At 36.0% G+C, this 19,408-nt stretch carries 19 protein-coding genes; 12 read left to right on the forward strand and 7 right to left on the reverse strand.

Going from position 1 to position 19,408, the window contains the following annotated elements:
- The 6 genes from ACQKMI_RS24495 to ACQKMI_RS24520 all read left to right on the forward strand — a co-directional run.
- Window positions 1–216 (forward strand): hypothetical protein (locus ACQKMI_RS24495; protein WP_427493136.1); only part of this gene is annotated, 216 nt, incomplete at its 5' end.
- A gap of 193 nt (window positions 217–409) precedes the next feature.
- On the forward strand, window positions 410–829 hold the full coding sequence (gene mntR / locus ACQKMI_RS24500) for a transcriptional regulator MntR (RefSeq protein ID WP_079562516.1): 420 nt from the start codon (window positions 410–412) through the stop codon (window positions 827–829).
- Between the two features lie 103 nt (window positions 830–932).
- Entirely contained in the window at window positions 933–1,790 is an 858-nt protein-coding gene (locus tag ACQKMI_RS24505; protein WP_323651486.1) for a CvfB family protein, read from the forward strand.
- A gap of 171 nt (window positions 1,791–1,961) precedes the next feature.
- Entirely contained in the window at window positions 1,962–2,876 is a 915-nt protein-coding gene (locus tag ACQKMI_RS24510) for a DUF1002 domain-containing protein (RefSeq protein ID WP_323651485.1), read from the forward strand.
- A gap of 509 nt (window positions 2,877–3,385) precedes the next feature.
- Window positions 3,386–3,667 carry a GNAT family N-acetyltransferase gene (locus ACQKMI_RS24515; RefSeq protein ID WP_427493139.1) on the forward strand — a complete coding sequence of 94 codons (282 nt, stop codon included), beginning with the start codon at window positions 3,386–3,388 and terminating at the stop codon, window positions 3,665–3,667.
- Between the two features lie 778 nt (window positions 3,668–4,445).
- The gene (locus ACQKMI_RS24520) at window positions 4,446–4,754 is read left to right on the forward strand and encodes a hypothetical protein (RefSeq protein ID WP_427493141.1); all 309 of its coding nucleotides are present in this window, start codon (window positions 4,446–4,448) and stop codon (window positions 4,752–4,754) included.
- 13 nt (window positions 4,755–4,767) lie between these two features.
- On the opposite strand, the gene ACQKMI_RS24525 is transcribed toward ACQKMI_RS24520, so the two are convergent.
- The 3 genes from ACQKMI_RS24525 to ACQKMI_RS24535 form a co-directional block, all read right to left on the reverse strand.
- Complete coding sequence (locus ACQKMI_RS24525) at window positions 4,768–5,913, reverse strand: MFS transporter (RefSeq protein ID WP_427493143.1); 1,146 nt, start codon at window positions 5,911–5,913, stop codon at window positions 4,768–4,770.
- Between the two features lie 122 nt (window positions 5,914–6,035).
- Window positions 6,036–7,556, reverse strand: a complete 1,521-nt coding sequence (locus tag ACQKMI_RS24530; protein ID WP_427493145.1) for a succinate CoA transferase — start codon at window positions 7,554–7,556, stop codon at window positions 6,036–6,038.
- Window positions 7,557–8,145: 589 nt separating this feature from the next.
- Window positions 8,146–8,796 carry a LytTR family DNA-binding domain-containing protein gene (locus ACQKMI_RS24535; RefSeq protein WP_049663393.1) on the reverse strand — a complete coding sequence of 217 codons (651 nt, stop codon included), beginning with the start codon at window positions 8,794–8,796 and terminating at the stop codon, window positions 8,146–8,148.
- A gap of 508 nt (window positions 8,797–9,304) precedes the next feature.
- Between ACQKMI_RS24535 and ACQKMI_RS24540 the strand changes: the two genes are divergently transcribed.
- The 4 genes from ACQKMI_RS24540 (at window position 9,305) to ACQKMI_RS24555 (ending at window position 12,427) form a co-directional block, all read left to right on the forward strand.
- Window positions 9,305–10,099: a helix-turn-helix transcriptional regulator gene (locus tag ACQKMI_RS24540; RefSeq protein ID WP_079562523.1), complete on the forward strand. Its 795-nt coding sequence runs from the start codon at window positions 9,305–9,307 to the stop codon at window positions 10,097–10,099.
- A 165-nt stretch (window positions 10,100–10,264) separates the two neighbouring features.
- On the forward strand, window positions 10,265–11,026 hold the full coding sequence (gene yidC / locus ACQKMI_RS24545) for a membrane protein insertase YidC (protein ID WP_323651480.1): 762 nt from the start codon (window positions 10,265–10,267) through the stop codon (window positions 11,024–11,026).
- A gap of 54 nt (window positions 11,027–11,080) precedes the next feature.
- Window positions 11,081–11,329, forward strand: a complete 249-nt coding sequence (locus ACQKMI_RS24550; RefSeq protein WP_427493147.1) for a hypothetical protein — start codon at window positions 11,081–11,083, stop codon at window positions 11,327–11,329.
- A 321-nt stretch (window positions 11,330–11,650) separates the two neighbouring features.
- A complete protein-coding gene (locus ACQKMI_RS24555) occupies window positions 11,651–12,427 on the forward strand; it encodes a M15 family metallopeptidase (protein WP_427493149.1) in 777 nt (258 codons plus the stop codon).
- 56 nt (window positions 12,428–12,483) lie between these two features.
- Here ACQKMI_RS24555 and cls read toward each other — a convergent pair whose 3' ends face one another.
- The 3 genes from cls to ACQKMI_RS24570 all read right to left on the reverse strand — a co-directional run bounded on the left by cls (window position 12,484) and on the right by ACQKMI_RS24570 (window position 16,245).
- A complete protein-coding gene (gene cls, locus ACQKMI_RS24560; RefSeq protein WP_427493151.1) occupies window positions 12,484–13,941 on the reverse strand; it encodes a cardiolipin synthase in 1,458 nt (485 codons plus the stop codon).
- Window positions 13,942–14,194: 253 nt separating this feature from the next.
- A complete protein-coding gene (locus tag ACQKMI_RS24565; RefSeq protein ID WP_427493153.1) occupies window positions 14,195–14,986 on the reverse strand; it encodes a YwqG family protein in 792 nt (263 codons plus the stop codon).
- 98 nt (window positions 14,987–15,084) lie between these two features.
- Window positions 15,085–16,245: an MFS transporter gene (locus ACQKMI_RS24570; protein WP_323651475.1), complete on the reverse strand. Its 1,161-nt coding sequence runs from the start codon at window positions 16,243–16,245 to the stop codon at window positions 15,085–15,087.
- Between the two features lie 612 nt (window positions 16,246–16,857).
- Between ACQKMI_RS24570 and ACQKMI_RS24575 the strand changes: the two genes are divergently transcribed.
- Complete coding sequence (locus ACQKMI_RS24575) at window positions 16,858–16,995, forward strand: Lmo0850 family protein (protein WP_004232019.1); 138 nt, start codon at window positions 16,858–16,860, stop codon at window positions 16,993–16,995.
- 62 nt (window positions 16,996–17,057) lie between these two features.
- Here the strand turns inward: ACQKMI_RS24575 and ACQKMI_RS24580 are convergent, their stop codons facing one another.
- A complete protein-coding gene (locus ACQKMI_RS24580) occupies window positions 17,058–18,245 on the reverse strand; it encodes an FtsW/RodA/SpoVE family cell cycle protein (protein ID WP_427493155.1) in 1,188 nt (395 codons plus the stop codon).
- A gap of 386 nt (window positions 18,246–18,631) precedes the next feature.
- On the opposite strand from ACQKMI_RS24580, the gene ACQKMI_RS24585 reads away from it, so the two are divergent.
- Complete coding sequence (locus ACQKMI_RS24585) at window positions 18,632–19,387, forward strand: hypothetical protein (protein WP_427493186.1); 756 nt, start codon at window positions 18,632–18,634, stop codon at window positions 19,385–19,387.
- Window positions 19,388–19,408: the final 21 nt, after the last annotated feature.

Genomic DNA, 19,408 nt, shown 5'->3' on the forward strand with positions numbered 1-19,408 from the left:
CTTCGTGACCAACATCGTGCTGCTGCCGCTACGTTGCACTCACGCTTTCGCGCAAAAGACATCTGTTGGCCCGAGACCCTGGAGCGAAGTGGGAGCGGAACGAAGGCTAAAATCATCACGTCCTGTGATAACGCCTTCGTGACCAACATCCTGTTGCCCCGACGCCCCCAGGAAAGCGCCCAGCCGGAACGGAAATCAACCACTCATTTTGCTTAAAAGCCATAATTGATTTAAAGACACCTTAATTTCATTGACGCAAATTTTTCAACTACATGGGAGCCAACATATGAAGTTGGTTCTTTTTATGGTGTACATGTATTGTTTTTCTGGCATATGTATTTTCAGTTAACTTTTAAGGCAAGCTTGTAGTAAACTAGAGAGTAAGAAAAGGAAAGAGAGGGAATAGGATATGCCAACACCTAGTATGGAGGACCATATCGAACAAATATATTTATTAATCACTAATAAAGGGTATGCTCGTGTGTCTGACATTGCTGAAGCATTATCTGTTCTTCCTTCTTCTGTTACAAAAATGGTTCAAAAATTAGATAAAGATGGTTATTTAGTTTATGAAAAATACCGTGGCCTTACATTGACGCCTAAAGGAGAAAAGCTTGGAAAACGTCTTGTACAGCGCCATGAGCTTCTAGAGCAATTTTTGCGAATCATTGGTGTAGATGAAGAGCGAATATACAATGATGTAGAAGGTATCGAACATCATTTAAGTTGGAATTCAATTGATCGAATTGCGGATCTTGTGCAGGTAATGGAAGAAAATCCGGATATCGCGAAAAAACTAGAGGCATCTAAAACACATCATAACTTTTAACTTCTATCAGCGAATGTTTATTGTAGCGACAGCTACAGATGTTAAAGCCTTCGGCGGATAAGTTTTTTTGCGAAAATGATGGTAAGAAGGAAAGGAAGACAATATGAACGAATTAAAATCAGGTGAAGTTGTTACATTAACTGTATTAGAGCAACAAGCATCGAAATGGATATTAACAAATGGAGTTGACGAACTGCCCTTAAATGCTTCAGAGGTAACAGAGCCACTTGCAGTAGGTGACCGCCTTGAAGTATTTTTATTTGCGGATCGTCGTGGTGATTTAGCAGCTACAACAGCTATCCCATCTTTCGTACAAGGGGAATATGGCTGGGCTCGTGTTCTAAAAGTAGTCGAGCGTGAAGGGGCTTTTGTAGATATCGGTACTTCACGCGAGGTGCTAGTGAAAGCTGAAGATTTACCTGCAATAACAGAGCTTTGGCCAGCACCAGGCGACCATTTATTTATGACATTGCGCACAGATCGCAATGGTGATTTATTTGGACGTTTGGCAACTGAAGAAAAAATTTCGGAATTATATGAAGGTGCATTTGAAGACCTGCACAATAAAAACATTAAGGCACGCCCATATCGTTTATTACCAGTTGGCTCATTTTTATTAGGTGTAGAAAGTCCGTACCGTATTTTTGTCCATGAATCAGAACGTAATGCAGAACCTCGTCTTGGACAAGACGTAGTTGTTCGTATAATTGATGTAAAAGATGATGGTTCAATGAATGGTTCACTTTTACCACGTAAGCATGAGCGTATTTCAGGTGATGCACTAGAAATATTAAATTATCTACAAGAGGTTGGAGGCAAAATGCCATTTGGCGATAAATCCTCGCCTGATGAAGTGCAAGAAATATTTAACATGAGTAAAGGTGCATTTAAACGAGCGTTAGGTACACTTATGAAAGCTGGTAAAGTGAAACAGCAGGATGGTTGGACTGAGGAAATTTAGGAGACATTCTTCTAACTAAGATAGTATAACGACTACTAAATAAAATTAAAGAAAATGACGAGAGCCCTTTGAAACCTTCTCGTCTTTTTTTCGTACTAATAATTGTTTAGTAAGGGATTGGCAAACATTATACAGGCCAAATGAGTTTTCTGACGAAAGGGGTCACACAATTTGAAAAAGACATGGATGAAAATACTAACAGCGACTATGTTGGTATTTGGCTTGATGGCACCAGCAACAGGTTTTGCGGCTGATAATACGCCACCAAAAGCAATTGATGAAAAATTAGGAGTACCGATTGTCGTATATGGTGCAAATTTATCTGAGGCTGAAAAAGAGTCTGTTAAAAAGTCATTAAAAGTGGACGAAGAGCCTGAAGTTGAAGAAATAACAGTCTCAGGTCAAGACTTAGTTAAATATATTAAAGATAGTAATTCAAGTTCTCGTATGTATTCTTCCGCTAAAATCACGCGTAAGAATGCAGGAGAAGGTTTAGTTATTGAAATTGTTACACCATCAAACATTACACAGGTGACATCTGAAATGTATGCAAATGCCATGCTAACTGCAGGTATTGAGGATGCAACAGTACAGGTGGCTGCACCTAAAGCTGTAACAGGTCATTCAGCGCTTGTGGGAATATACAAAGCTTACGAAGTAACAACAGGTGAAAAGCTTGATACTGAACGTACAGATGTTGCCAATGACGAGCTATCAGTAGCAACTACTCTTACGCAATCGGCAGGAGTGGAAGATGCCAAGGTTGCAGAGTTACTAACAGAAATCAAAAAACAAATTGCAGAATCAAAGCCAGCCACTAAAGAAGAGGTTGAAAAGATTGTGCAAGAGCAATTAAACAAGCTAGAAATTAATCTAAGTGAAAAGGACCGTCAATTGCTAGTTGATTTGATGAACAAAATTAGTAAACTAGATATTGATTTTGGTAAATGGTCTAAACAATTAGATGATATTAGCAGTACCATTAAAGATAAATTCGGATCACTAATGGAAGATAAAGGATTCTGGGAAAGTGTGAAAAATTTCTTTGCTAATTTAAAGGATACAATCGCATCATGGTTTAATTAATTCATAGAAAAGAATCTGCAACACTTTCTCTTGATTGCTAGAGGGAAGTAGCAGATTCTTTTACTTTTAAATGGATGCAGGCGTGTTGTTTAGCCATTTTTATCCACTCTAATTAATTAGAATGCTCTGATTTCCGCTACGGGCTACTCGCTTTGTTGCTGCCGCTACGCTTTCGCGCAGAGCAAGGCTTCCTGCGGGCGAGCGTCGAGCCGCTTCCTCCGCTGAAGGAACGAAGGCTAAATGCGTCACGTCCTGTGACAATGCCTTCGTGACCAACATCATGTTGGCCTCAGGGTCTCGTCTGTCTCGTTTTCCCGCGGGAGTCGAGTAGCCCTACGCTACAATCGGTTGAAAATGGAAATTTATTAGTAAAATAGCAGCAAAAAAATCCTTTTTTCGTTCAATAATAAACCCATTTTTTCCCTAATCAACACGCTTGAAATGGATGGACTTTTTTAAGTGCTACATTAAAAAAGCTATGATACTATGATAAAAAGGAGTGGTGAGAAATGGAATTTCAATTACAACAGCTAGCGGAAAAAAAGCATGCTTTTGTTTATGAGCAACAAGGGGAAAGATTAGCGGAAATTACATGGCAGCAAAAAAGTCAAGTAATGGTCATGGATCACACATATGTATCAGATAAGCTCCGTGGCCAAGGGGTGGCCAAAAAATTATTGGATCATGCCGCAGCCTATGCACGTGAGCAAGGCTATAAAATGGAAGCGGTTTGCTCGTATGTAGTTGCAGCATTTGAAAAATCTGCTGCTTACAATGATGTAAAACAATAAAGTGAAACTTTAATCCGTGGGGATTTTTTTACATCCCCACGGATTATTAGTCTTCACCAATCGGGCGTTTACGGGCAGTTTTGATCCCACCTTACTTCTTTAATTTTGCTAAAATTTTATGGTGAAAACTACTGCCCGTTAACGAGGGATAAAAAATAAGGCAATCTGCTTATTTATAAGCGGATTGCCTTTTAACTTCTTTCAGTAAATGTTTTTGTAAAACATTTACTGAAAGAAGTTAAATCCTCCGGAGGATGTCACAGAATCGGAAAGGAGTTCTTTGTGCTTGCACAAAGCCGATTCCGGACGCAATTATGCTAAGGCATAATTGATTTTTTTAATGTAAACCATCCATGCCGCTCCTTACAGTAAAATACTATAAATTAGTATTGTTAAAATGCCTGCTCCACCTACTAATGAAGCCATGTCTACCCAATCATATACTGAATCTAAATCTTTCACGAAAATCACTCTCCTGTTATTAGTATTAATTCATTAATTCCCTTTGCTTGTCCTTTATAATCATAAAAAGTTACAAAAAAATCGTGATTTTGAAAAATAGATGTTTACCATAAAATTTGTAGGAGAATAATTAACTATGTCTGGAAAAGTACAGACGTACTAAGAAATGTGTTTATATAATGGAAGCGAAGGGGAATAGATGACCACTCTATCTTTATATATGCTGTAACGTATATAAAAATTATGTTTAGTCCTTAAAAAATAGGGAAAAGATATAATACAGAGCCAGTTTCTATATTTTTGGGAGGGATTTATAATGGCAAAAAGTAAAGGATCAGGTGTTGTGCTAGTGGGATTAACTTTAGCAGCATCTTATTTAAGTAAAAAAGAAAACCGTGATAAAGCATTGAGTATGTTTAGTAATGCAAAATCTAAATTAGCATCTTATTTGAATACAACGAATATAGGGATGCACGAAAACATTTCAGAGCGTATATCTACTGAAGTAGCGACAGAAGCCGGAACGTCTCCAACAAAAATAGCTTCAAATGAAATGGTTGCTGAAGGTGGAGGACATACAGGTATCAATTACTATCATGAAGAAATTCACGAAAAAGAGAAATAATAAGAAGACCTTCTCATTCCACGTGAGAAGGTCTTTTTTGTGTACATATAATGATTGTTGCAAATACTAATAATACAATTCCAGTAAAAATAAAGCCGCTGACAATACCTAGTGAGAGCCATCCGAGCAATGAGGAACCTAGAACAACTCCTAGTGAAAAGAAGGCATAAAAATAACCATAGGCTTTTCCACGGATTTCAGCAGTCGTGGAGTCGATTAAAAGGGAATTTACTGATGGGAATAAGAAGCCAAATCCGATACCATAGCAGGCCATCGCAATATAAAGTAACGTACTTGAATCTGCTTGACTAATTAATAATTGACTGATCCCCATTAAACCTAACCCAAATGATAATGTTTTAATGGGAGCAACCTTATCGAAAATACGGTTAGTCGGCAAAATAAATATAAGAACAGCAATAATTCCAAATGTACTCATCAAAGTCCCACTTAAACGTGAATCAAAACCTAAAGATTGCACTTTTAGTGGAAGGAGATAGGCAATAACCCCTTGGGAAAACATTAAAAAGAAGGCACTAGAGAAGGCTTTTAATGTACCTGGATTATTCAAAAGTACATGAATAGAAATGTTTGTAGTTGGCGCAGATTTTTCTCTTTTTACTTGATTTGATTTTAGTAAAAAGAAGGCAAGTATCCCTAACAAGAGCATAAAGCTTGCAGTTATATTAAAAACGAATGGTACGCTAGTACGACTCGCTAAAATTCCACTAAATGCAGGTCCGACTATTGCGGCGAGACCAACAAATGCTCCAGAGATAGCGCTGCCCTTACCTCTTTTTTCTTGCTCAGTTGCATTTGCTAAAAATGTGAAAGCAGCAGGGACGATAAAGCCTGCAACTAATCCATGAACAAAACGGACTGCTAATAGAACAATAGGCTCTTCTACTAAATTATAAAGTGATAATGAAAGACCTGTTGTTAAGAGACCTAGGATTAAAATAACGAATGGTCCTTTACGATCTGTTAAAAAACCAGAGATTATATTACCAAATGTATTGGAAAGGGAATACATACCTACTGCTAGGCCGGTAATGAAGGCTGATGCCCCTAAAGATTCAGCGTATGTACTCATGACAGGAAGCTGGGTAAATAGGTCGAAAAATGAAAAGAATATAATAAAATAGATAAGTTTCTTCATAGCTCCTCCGATAGAAAATTATATGTTAGTGAGAATGAATATCACTCTTATTATACCATTTTCGACAAAAAAGAACGCCTCCTAAGTTTTTGACTTAGTGAGGCGTTCTTGAATTATGAAAATTAAGCTTTAGAAACTTCTTTTTTCATTGTTTTGTTTTTAGCAAGATTTACGTGCCAAGAAAGTGCTTCCTCTAAAATATGAGGTGTTTGATGGCCGCCAGTTGCTTCTAGAGCGCGGTTATAGTAATCCCAAAGTTGTTCTTTGTAATCTGGGTGTGCACAGTTTTCAATAATTAAAGGTACACGCTCTTGTGGTGCAAGACCACGTAAGTCAGCAATACCTTGCTCAGTTACGATTACATCAACATCATGTTCAGTGTGGTCTACGTGAGACACCATTGGTACGATTGAAGAGATAGCGCCGCCTTTTGCGTATGATTTAGTAACAAAAATACCAAGACGTGCGTTACGTGCAAAGTCACCGGAACCACCGATACCGTTCATCATACGAGTACCAGATACGTGTGTTGAGTTTACGTTTCCATAGATATCTAATTCAAGAGCAGTGTTGATTGAGATTAGACCCAAACGACGGATAAGCTCTGGGTGGTTAGAAATTTCTTGTGTACGTAAGCAAATTTTATCAGCATATTTTTCTAAATTGCCGTATACTTTTTTCTGTAATTCTTCAGTTAGCGTAATTGAAGTAGCTGCTGCAAATTTAACTTTACCAGCATCAATTAAGTTGAATACAGCATCTTGAAGTACTTCAGAAGCAACAACTAAATCTTCAAATTCTGAATCAGCGAACCCGTCAAGTACAGCGTTTGCAACAGAACCTACACCAGATTGTAATGGCATTAATTGTTTTGTTAAGCGACCAGCTTTAATTTCATCACGGAAGAAGTCTAATAAAATGTTCGCCATTGTTTGTGTTTCTTCATCTGGTGGTACGATTAATGAAGGAGCATCAGGCTCTTCAGAAATAACAATCGCTTTAATTTTAGATGGATCAACTTTGATACCGATATCACCAATGCGTTGCATAGCATCAGTCATTGGAATCGCTTCACGTTTACCTTGCTCAGCTGGTACATAGATATCGTGGATACCTACTAAAGCTTCTGGGTGAGAGATATTTAATTCGATAATAATATTCTCAGCGTATTCAGCAAAGATAGGTGAGTTACCTACTGAGTTCGTTGGGATAATGAAGCCATCTTCTGTAATAGCAACAGCTTCAAGGATTAAATATTTGATTGGTCCGATAATTCCTTGGCGAACTAATTCAGCATTATGTGAAAGGTGAGCATCTACATATAGTACATCCCCAGAGTTAATTAAATTACGAATACCCGCATCTCCTTGGAATGGTCCGCGTTTGCGGATAACACCAGCTTCAGCTAAGTATTTATCAACTTCAGGTCCTAAAGAAGCTCCTGTATATACATCAATTTTGAATTTTTCGTTTTTAGCGCGCTCTACTAATGCCATAGGAACAACTTTTGCGTCCCCCGCACGAGTGAATCCACTCATACCAACTACATCACCGTTAGAGATAAGTGCTGCAGCTGCATCAGCAGTAACAATTTTACTTTCAAGTTCTTTTAAGCCTAGGCGTTTTTGAACAATTGCATCCATTAAAAAGTCCTCCCCTAAAAAGTTTGATGGAAACCGATTACAAAACTAGAAAAAACGTGTAAGAATTTTCTGTTTATTTAGTTGTAGTATGACTCCAACCATTTGAATAATACTATCACCAAATTGTCACAAATACTTTAGAAATAGCATTAAAGTGAGTAAAAATAGGAAAAATGAGCATAAAATCGAATTTTCGACAGAGAAAACGTTTTAATGTAGAGCTACTTTATTTTTAAAGGATTTCCTTTTAAAAGGCTCAATAATATAATGTGGAGTTGATTTCCGTTTCGGCTGGGCGCTTTGTTGCTGTCGCTACGTTAGCACTACGCTTTCGCACAGAGCAAAGCTTCCTGGGGGCGTCGGGGCAACAGGATGTTGGTCACGAAGGCGTTATCACAGGATGTGATGGTTTTAGCCTTCGTTCTTCTATCGCTATCCCCAAGGAGTCGCCCAGCCTCCACTCCAATCAACTTAATCACACGGCATACGTTTTAAGCAATGTCATCTCTAACCTTTGATGAAGAGCATTTACATCAATAAGTAAAAAAGTACAGCGAACATTAAAAATGCTCGCTGTACTTATAAAAAATTAGAAACCTAAAGAACGACGGAAGTAACTTGCGTAGCGTTGGCTAACTGGAATACGAGTACCGTCTTTCATGATTAATAAAAACGTTGAATGAGAATCTGGTTGAATTTCATCAATGTAGTCAATGTTAACGATATAAGAGCGGTGACAACGTATAAATGAATCAGGTGCTAAAAATAGCTCAAGATCACTTAGGTTTAAGCGGTGATAGCCTTCACGACTCATTGTTTTAACAAATGTTTTTCGAAGCTGTGTTTCAAGATAAATAACTTGATCATGTTTGATTGGGTACCAGCAGTCATCAATTTTAATAGTAATGTAGTTCGTTAAAAATGCTGATGGCTTTTGTGGGAAGATGGCAGTGATAGCACCCTTAGTTTCGCCTTCTTCCATTAAAGGAATACTCATGCCATAATAGGCTACTCCAAATACATCAGGCTCAATGTAAGAGCTAATCTTTTGCCCGTAGTTTAACGCTTTATGAGCTGCTGAGCCTTCTTTAATTGGGTCGCCAGGTTTGATTTTTAAATCAACTTTTTTGCTTGCTTGGTAGTACAAGTATTCGTTTGTATCGGAGATTGCAATGGAAGTATTCTCTGGGAAAAACTCTTTAATAATCTCCATAATTTCTTCTATTTGTTTTGGATCCACTATTAACACCTCGTCTAAACTTTTAAAAATAGTATTATCATCTATTTTACTACATATTCATATAAATTATATAGAGAAGATTTCGGAATAAAAAAGAGAAATGTCGATTGATGAAAAATATAGGCGTAAAACACCATTACATAATTTGTAACAAATTTAAAATAATTACTAATTCAAATTGATATATATATGGTAAAATTTAATTGGACGAAATAAGTTTACGAGGTTTCTACTGTGTATATATGATAAATTAGAACTAGTGTGAAAGACAAAATGTGGTTGAAAGGAAATCGCAGAATATGGTAAAATTCACTGTATAGCCTAATTTTTTTTGTAACTGGTGGTATAGTTGGGTTATTTTTTAAGTTATATTCATTATATAATTATGAAATATGGCTCAATTCGTACAAATAATAAGGAAATACTATTTTCTTATTTTGAAATAAGTAGATTGGTGTCAAGAATTGTAAAAGCAATTCGTGCAATCTGAGGAAAGATGGGGAAGATTATGCAACTACATCAACATTCTATGTCAGAAACGATATCCAAAAGATACTTTCAGGAAATCGATAGTATTAACCAATACATCGGTGTAGAAGAATTTTTTAATATTGAGTCGAAATTAGTATTTGAAATTTACCATTTAGAATCTGCAAAGGCTAAGAAATCTTTGCATAAATTAATTGATATTCTTTCAATACGATTTGGCAAACAAGTCATTAAAATTGTTCGAAGTTATTTTTCTGTTTTGTCGTCAATTGTTGCACGTAAATTGCTAGACAATCAAGTTCCTTCGAAAAAAGCTTTTGCTTTTAACATTGCTTGTAATGATATGATTGAAAATCAAATGAAAGACGCAGAATTTTTACAATTCGCGGATGATTTAATTGATTTTTTTGTTTACTTTATCGCAGATCGCAAGCAACCGACTTTCCGTCACCAGACCGTTAATAAAGTAATAATGTATATAAATGATGAGTTGGAAAATGACTTAACAGTGGAAAGCATCGCAAATAATTTTCATATAAGTACTAGTCACTTATCACGTATTTTTAGAGAACATGTTGGTATTACACTTGTTGAATATTTAAATGTTCGTCGAGTAGAAGAGTCACAGTACTACCTTAGACACACTAATAAAAGTATAACTTCTATTTCAGATCAATTCCATTTCTGTAATCAAAGCTATTTTACCCGCATCTTTAAAAAATATACTGGGGTAACGCCCAAACATTTCCGAGACGAGCTACATCATGAGTTTTATCGTTTTGAGATGGCGGAATCAGAGCTACAAAACGTTTAAAGTCAAAAGATGATTAATAAAAAGATGCGAACGTATTAGCGATGCTAAAGCTCGCATCTTTTATTGCTATCAATGACAATGGAAATAGTAGCACTTGCTATTTGATAAAAATAGACCCTATAATGTATACTTCATTTTAGTTGATAAATAATAGTAGGTGGAAAAATGAAAAATTTGAAGCTATTTTCAATGCTTGGACTTGTCGTTTTTGTTCTTAGTGGCTGTCAAGCTGTGCAAAACAAAGAAGGTTTTTTCTATAGTATCTTTGTAAAACCTATGGAATTTTTATTGGAGTTTTTCGGTAACACTATGTTTTCAGGTAGCTATGGTTTAGCAATCATCGCTATTACAGTCCTTATTCGTTTAATATTAATGCCGATTATGTTAAAAAATTATCGTTCGCAACAAAATATGAAAACGAAAATGGATGCGTTTAAGCCTGAAATGGAAGCTGTTCAGAAAAAGATGAAGGAAGCAAAGACAAAAGAAGAGCAAACGCAGTATCAACAAGAAATGATGGCATTATATAAAAAACATGGTATCAATCCACTTAACATGGGCTGTTTACCAATGTTAATTCAAATGCCAATTATCATGGGTCTTTATTTCTCCATTTTATATTCTACAGATGTGAAATCACATGAATTTTTATGGTTTAGCTTAGGTTCACCTGATATCGCAATGACAATTGTCGCTGGTCTTGTATATTTAGTTCAAGCACGTGTATCATTATGGACAGTACCTGAGCAACAAAAAGCACAAATGAAAATGTTTATTTATATTTCACCAATTATGATTGTCTTTATCTCGATGTCATCTATGGCAGCCCTACCACTTTACTGGTCAGTCAGCGGTGCATTGTTGATTATTCAAACATATATCGGTCGAAAATTTTATTCGGAACATCCGGAAAAAGTAAACTCATAAAATAATTTTGTCGAGGCGCCTATGTAGCCTCGATTTTTTTAGGAGGACAGTAGGATGAATACAAAGTGGCTATCATCTATTCTAGTCGCGATTTTTAGTATCGCGGCGATCGCATTTATTATCATGGGTAATTTTAACTTTGCGGTTTTTGCAATGACGATTATGTTTGCCGTATCGAATGGATTTAGGGCAAAAAGTTTTAAAGAGCAAGGTTATATAAAAGAAGCAAAATGGATGAAGTATATGGCAATCTTTTTCTCTATTGCTTCTATAGTAGTGTTTATTATTATTCTCACAGACTAACATATTAATTTTAAAATCATTGGTGAAAATCTACACCCTAAATTGTGAACAGTGCTAAAATGAGACTATACCAATATAGTGGATCATCACCAAAACGTGTGGTTGATTTCCGTGACGCTAATCCCCAAGGAGTCGCCCAGTCGTAACGAAGATCAACTTATTCACATAGTAGACGTTTTAACAAAAGTATCCATAACTTTGGGTGATGAACCAATATAGTACAAAATAGTATCGGTACTTACTAGGACTGTTCTTTCTAAATTCTTTGAAAGAGGATCCTTTCCATGTAGTACTGGATAACTTTAAAAGGGGTAAAAAATAGTGAAAAAGAAACGTTTACCACTCATTCTGGGTGCTTTAATCTCAGTGGTGCTTGTTGTATCGATTTTCGTGGTTTATAACTATAAAAATAAACAGATAAGTAATGCATCAGATGATCAGGAACAACAAACTGCAGAACCAACTAAAAAAGATTCACCTGTAAAGGAAGAGCCGACAAAAACAGCGGATAATCCTGTGAAGCCTGAGCAGAAGGTAGATGAAAATGGCTATATACCAAATCAAACATTACCAACTGAGCCGACATATATTAAAGGTATTTTATTAGCGAATAAAATATATCCGCTACCATCTACCTTTGCGCCTGAAGAAAGTCCTGAGGCACGTCAAGCTCTAAATCAAATGTTTGCTGCAGCTAAACAACAAGGTTTTGATCTAGTAGCTTTTAGCGGCTATCGATCTTTTGAATATCAAACAACATTATATAATAACTATGTTAACCGTGATGGGCAAGCTGCCGCTGATCGCTATAGTGCTCGCCCAGGTTATTCAGAGCATCAAACCGGTTTGGCCTTTGATATAGGGGAGCGCGGTAAAGATAAATTATGGCTAACTGAAGAATTTGGTGAAACACCAGCAGGTCAATGGTTATTTACACATGCTCAAGACTACGGCTTTATTTTACGCTTCCCCAAAAATAAAGAAGACATCACAGGTTATATGTATGAGTCATGGCACTACCGTTATGTTGGTGTAGACATAGCAAAAGACATTAAAAAACAAAATATAACGCTAGAAGAATATCTAGGCGTGAAATAAAAAAAGGGAAGAGAGTTGTTCGTAATGACGAACTAGCTCTCTTCCTTTTTTGTATTCTACAAGATCGGTGTTAATAAGCGTGAAATGGATTCTTTAAATTTAATTAATGTGGAACGGTTTTTGTACATTTCCAAAGTTAATTCAGTGCAATCAAAAATATCCTTTTCAAACACCTCGGCAAGCTGATGTGAAATCGTTGAGTCATAGATGAAGGCATTTACTTCAAAATTTAAACTGAAACTGCGTACATCAAGGTTTGCAGTTCCGATTGTAGATGCTTCATCGTCAATAATAATTGCTTTAGCATGAATAAAGCCCTTTTCATAAATATAAACTTTTGCTCCTGCACGCAATAATTGCCCTACGTATGAATATGTAGCCCAATAAACAAACATATGATCAGGCTTATTTGGAATCATGATCCTTACATCAATGCCTGAAAGCGTCGCAATTTTAATAGCCTCTAAAAAACTAACATCAGGGATGAAATAGGGCGTTTGAATATATATATACTTTTTCGCCATATTAATAAGCTTTAAGTAGCCCATTTTAATATGCTCCCAGTCAGAGTCAGGTCCGCTAGACACGATTTGTAAGCCTACATCGCCTTTTTTCGGAATAGCAGGGAAGTAACGGTCTGAATAGCCCATTTTCTGTTGTGCGGAAGCTTGGTTCCAATCAAGTAAAAAGCGTGTTTGTAATGGATGGACGGCACTACCTTCAATACGTAAATGTGTATCTCTCCAATAGCCAAACTTTTTTTGTAGACCAAGGTACTCATCTCCGACGTTAAAACCACCAATATAACCAATACGGCCATCAATCACAACAATTTTCCGGTGATTTCTAAAATTTAAACGTGGGTTTATAAGTGGCAAAATAGATGGGAAAAATACTTCGACTTCACCACCTGCATTAAGCAATTCTTTGAAATGGCGTTTTTTAACATTACGTGAGCCCATTTCATCATATAAGATTCTTACCTTAACTCCTTGCTTGGCTTTTTTAATAAGTGCATTAACAATGCGTGTACCTAGGTCATCTAAACGGAAAATATAATATTGAATGTGAATATGATCTTTTGCTGTCTCAATATCTGTAAGTAGCTGCTCAAATTTATTGGCACCATCATCAAAAATATCAATGTGGTTATCCTGCGTTAATACAGCATTATTTGTTTTAAGATGCATATAAATCATTTCTTTATAAGTTGCCGCATTTTCGATTCGAAACTCGAACGTATTATCTCGAATCGCTTCTGTCTGATAGCTAATGAGGTTATCGATACCGATATCCTTGCGTCCTTCCCAACGGAATAAATGTTTTTTTCGTAGTTGTCGTCCGAACATCAAGTATATAATAAACCCACCTAATGGAATGAAAAAAAGTACGAGAATCCATGCCCATGTAGAAGTGGCATCTTTACGCTCCAAAAAAATTATGACCATTGCTGCTAAAATATTAACAAACATAATTAAAGGTACTAGATATCCAACGTCTGTAAAAATACTCATCCCTACACCTGCCTTTACTATTTTTGCGCAATATACTTAGTATAACTTACTTTATATGTGGAAAGAAGATATGAAATTTGTTAGTAAGCATGAAAAAGGATTACCTCCAAAACACAAGAACGAGGTAATCCAGAATCAATTTTGCCTTTTGTTGTATTGTAATGGTTGTATCTTTGCTTTCGCGCAGAAAAAACGTGTTGCTGTCGCTTCGCTTTCGCACATAAAAACCGTGTTGCTGAATGAAAATAAATGATTAGTAATGCTCCCATTGAAATAAAATATCAGAGAAATCCTTTAGGAGGAGCTTTTCTCGGTTGATGAAGAATTTCCCAACACCGCTATCTGCCCACATAATGCCGATTTCATCATTAGAGTCGATTTGGAGTAACAATACATCATATCGTTTAAGGAGCTGTGATTCGTGACGGATATCCTCCTCTAAAAAATAGGCATAACCGCTAATTTTAGCTCCAGCCCCTAAGAAGTGTTGTAAATAAATCTCCCGTAAATCAACATCTTCTGATGAAGGAATTAAGTTTGGTAAATAATGTACAGCCCGATAATCTAAAGCAGAAACAGGTTCTTGGATTGGTTTAAATTGTAATGCTAATTCCTGACGAATAGGGAACTGATCGTCTACTGCTTGTGCTAAAAACTCCTGACTAGGGGGTGTTGCTTCAAAATTTAAGGTAGGATAAAAACGTATTTTATAAAATTGCTGAAAAATATCCTCGTGATAATGATCAGCATTTGCGAAAATATTAGATGAAATAAAAAATTGCAGAATACCCTGAGATGGGAAATCCTTTAATGGTGGCATTTCTGCAAAGTTAATTTGAGCTAATAGCCGCATAGGCTCGCCTGCAATATCTTTCGGATATGTCTGGTAATATGGTAAATAAGGTTCTCCAGCAAATTTACTTTCCGTTAACGTAGTTGATCGCTTATAAGGTGTGATAATCATTGCTGAAAGTAGTGTATCTTCAATTTCAAAACGAAACGATTCTAGCTCTTTTGGAAGTAAAAGATTTGTTGTTTTGTTCATACAGAGCCCTCCAATATTCCGCTTTAAGGAGTCCAATATTCCTTGACGTGTTTTACATACTTTGAATCATTATTAAGTTACGGCTTTTTATCAACAAATTATTCATGTCGTAAAGATTTATTTGATGCTTTAAAAATAAATATTAAACTTATCGAAACGACGGCTATTGCTGCTGAAGTATAATAGCCTAAACTAGATTGCATAGTAAATAGCCAAGTGAAGAATAGTGGACCTAGAATGCGTCCTAGGTTATCCATTGAATAGGAAAGACCTGCAGCAGTCCCGTATTGACCTCCAGATTCTTTAGTTGAAAGAGATACAACGCATGTTCTTGCGAGTGCATTTCCTGCTGTAAAAACACAAAGGGCAAAACCTGCCATAAATAAGTTAGCTGTTAAAGTGAATAAAAGCATACCCATTGCTGTGACAATTTGTGCACCTATTAGCCAAGTTGTCTCGCTTCCGTTTTTAATTCGTCTAACAACACCGCCTTGAATAGCTGCATCTACAAAGCCACTAAACATAAACAAATAACCAATTTGTAATGGTGTAATTTGAATTCGATCAATTTGGAACAACTGGAACGTCGCTTCCACTCCTGCTAGCATAAAAGTTACTAAAAATGAGAACATAAATAAATATCGCACACGGTACTGCAACATATTGGTAGCACCCTTTGGTACAATTGCGCGTTTATTTGTATCTTTTCGTTTTGTAGGTTCTTTTAAAACGAAACTTGCATAAATAAATAATAGTGCAATTAGTGTTGCTGAAGCGATAAAGGGTAGTTGCAAGCTATAGTGTCCGAGCATACCACCAATTGCTGGACCAAAAATAAAACCGAGCCCGATGGACATGCCCATAAGACCCATATATTTATTGCGATCCTCCTCGCTCGACATATCTCCTACAAAGCCTGTTACAGCTGTATATAGTGCTCCCGAGAATAAACCACCCACAACGCGTGAGATGTATAACATTACTAAATTATCAATAAATAACGAAAAAATAACAAAGCTTAAGCTAAAACCTACAAGGCCTATTAATATAAGTTGCTTACGACCTACCTTGTCGGACAGCATACCCCAAAGAGGTGCAGTGAAAAAACTGGCGAGCGAATACACTGTAAGTAAGCCACCTACATGTATATTATCCCAATTTTGCTGAACTATAACCTCAGGTAAGACAGGTATAATAATTCCAAATCCTAGGTAGACGAGGAATTGGACAGACATCAATAATAAAATTGCCTTTTTCATACAGTAACCTGCTTTCATACAATATTTTACTATGTATATTCTACCTCTCTTGTTATTGTTATTACAAGAAAACGGAAGCTAAAACAGCTTAAGTACTTCGTTGCTTATTTCTAAAAGTAGGGGAATGACATTTTGTTAAGGTGTATGTATATATAGCGAAGGCAGGCCGACTTATTAAGTACAGTGGTAAAATTGGAGCGAGCGCAGTAAAAAAACGAGGCTGAAACAATGTATAAAAAACGACAGACTGTTAACAATGAAATTATGTTGATACTAAAAATGAATGACCAGTTAAAGTAAGTAACTAAATGGACTCATTCCATTTTTAATTTTTTGTATCGAATGTCGCATAGAGTATTAAATTATTTCTAGGGTATACTACTAGAGGGTATATAGGTATTTTATTTTATTAACGTTTGAATTTTTCTATTTAGTGGTAAATGGTTGAGAAGAGGGGAAATTTACATTGTAACAAAAATGAAAAATTTTAAAGCAAAGTTAAATGGTATGATAGAAAGAGATTAACTTGTCAGACATCATACGCATGCAAAAACGAAACTTTTTTGGAAATAAAACGTTATATAAAATCGAGGAAAGATTGAGGTGGAATGTATGACAAAAGAAGTAGATTTGAAAAAGATTGTTTCGAATTTATCTAAGTTGGGTGTAACAGCCACTGTAACAAAGTCTCGACTTGAACTTTTAAAAGTGCTCACACCACCAACGCAAACACCGCAAGTTCAAGCTTAACTCGTTTTACAAATAAAAATGGGTAGTCTCTTAATGAGGCTACCCATTTTTTATATCCATAATTAATCATCATCATCGTGAGTAGTAAACATGTAAGTACGATAGTGGAAACGCATACTGAAAACAAGACCGATGGCTAGTGAATTCCCCATCAATGAACTTCCCCCATAACTGATAAATGGTAGGGGAATACCAGTAATAGGTAATAACTGAATAGTCATACCGATATTTTCAAATACGTGGAATGTAATCATTGCAATAATACCGGCACATACATATGTTGAGTATGGATCTTTCAATAATAGTGTAGTTTTTGTTAAATGATAGATTAATAAAAAGAATAAACAAATAACGATACTAGCACCAATAAAACCCCATTCTTCACCGATAACCGTAAAAATAAAATCGGTATGATTTTCGGCAACGTACACCTCACGACCGCGGAAACCTTTTCCGAAAATTTCACCTGAACCAATAGCGTTTAAGGAAGTAATTAAATGGTATCCATCGCTAGAAGAATATGAATATGGATCTAACCAAGAATAGATTCGAGCAAACTGATATGGTTTAAAGCCGAATGTATTCTCTAAAAAACTCTGCATATAGAGTGCCATCCATAGAAGAGAACCACCTACTACAGCGCCACTTATTAAAGTTGGTAAAATGATTTTCCATGATATGCCGGCTACGATGACAACTGCAGCTGTAATGGCAAAGAATACTAATGCTGAACCAAGGTCAGGCTGTTTCATAACAAGAGCTAAAGGTAGTAATAGTGTAGCACCGATTTTACCTAGTAATATGAAGTCCGTTTTTAAGGATCTAAAGGAATGAACTTCGTTGTGCTTACTAATAAGTCGAGCAAGTGCTAAAATGTAAAAGGTTTTCATGAACTCGGAGGGTTGAATATTTCCTAGTGGTGTCTTAAACCAGCTTTTTGCACCATTAATACGTTCACCGATTTGTCCTGTTCCTTCTGGCATGAAGATAAGCAGTACTAATAAGAAGATCCCTGCACCGTACATATACCAAGACATTTTTTTATATTGGTCAGGTTCAAAAAACATAACTATTCCAATAATTACTGAGCAAATGATGTACCATTGCAATTGTTTAGGAACATAGTTAACGCCATACTGACCCGATGTTTGCGCCGACGCAATGGCTAACAAACTTACGACTAGGAAGGTTAAAAGTATAAAAGCGAGCGTCCAGTCAAAACGATTCGCGAAATTTCGTTTATTTTCCATACAAGCCACCTATATCAAAATAGTATCTCTTAATGAGTAAATTTGATTTAAATTAATTCCAATTCAATATACTATCAAATATATTTAAAAGGTGCATCCTCAAGAGGCAAATATCAAACCGAAGTGAGCGTGTGAACTAGGGGGTTCAATACTTGCTTTTGGTTTAGAATCCTCTCAAAATATTTGTAAGAAATGAATAGAATTATATTCGTACTAAATGTGCTCATTCCGAGTAGTTAAAAAACGTATATGCAATAGCATCTTTAACATTCATATTATACCGTAAAAAACATTTTTACGCCTGTGAATATTGTTATGACGATTATTAACATAAAATGTTTCAAAAAATTCATGTTTAGTTTTATAATGTAGTGAAGAATGGGGTGATGGTTGTGGCTAAAAAATTGAAGTCAGCTGAAGATTTTATGTATCATATTTATGTTCATGTGAATGAGGTCGATAAATTTGTTGTTTTTAGCGGGCTGAAATTCTCGCAATTTGTGGCTGCACTTGAACCACTGCATCACTTACTGTTATTGAAACATTCCTATGAAGATGGTTCCTTTAATATGCATACACAGTTTGATTATGTACTAGAAGAGGAAGTACCTCAGTTTGTAAAAAAAGCTACCGAATCCAAAGAATTGTGTTGGATAGACTTTATGGATGAGAAGAGGCTAGACCAACTAACACCGATGGAACAAGGAGAGTTGCTTTACATAAGCCATAAAAAGGAACCGATTACTTCGCCATTTTTTAATAAATTACAAAATCGATTTGTCTACTATTCTTCAGATTTAGATAAAATGACTAAAATTTATTTTCGCCATTTAAGTGATTCCGATTTACTCATTGCTAATGTTTTGAACAGTTTGATTCGTGAAAAGGAACGTAGCACTGGTTTTTGGCGACGGAAGGTGAAATCAAGTATTCCTGCTATTTCGCCGGAATTTTTGCGTGCCTATCGTTCTTTTACTAAAGATGGGGCATTGTTATCATTGTATAGAATTGAAAAGCCTAAAGTAGCTTACGGTATCGAAATTCGCAATCTGTCAGAGTATTCCTACCCGGATGAGGTATGGGATGATTTAAAAAATACAATTTTGAAAAATGAGCACGATGAATTGATTTATATTATTTAACTTCTTTCAGCGGGTATCCAA

The organism is Lysinibacillus sp. NPDC097214, assembly GCF_050277945.1.
GTDB lineage: Bacteria > Bacillota > Bacilli > Bacillales_A > Planococcaceae > Lysinibacillus > Lysinibacillus xylanilyticus_B.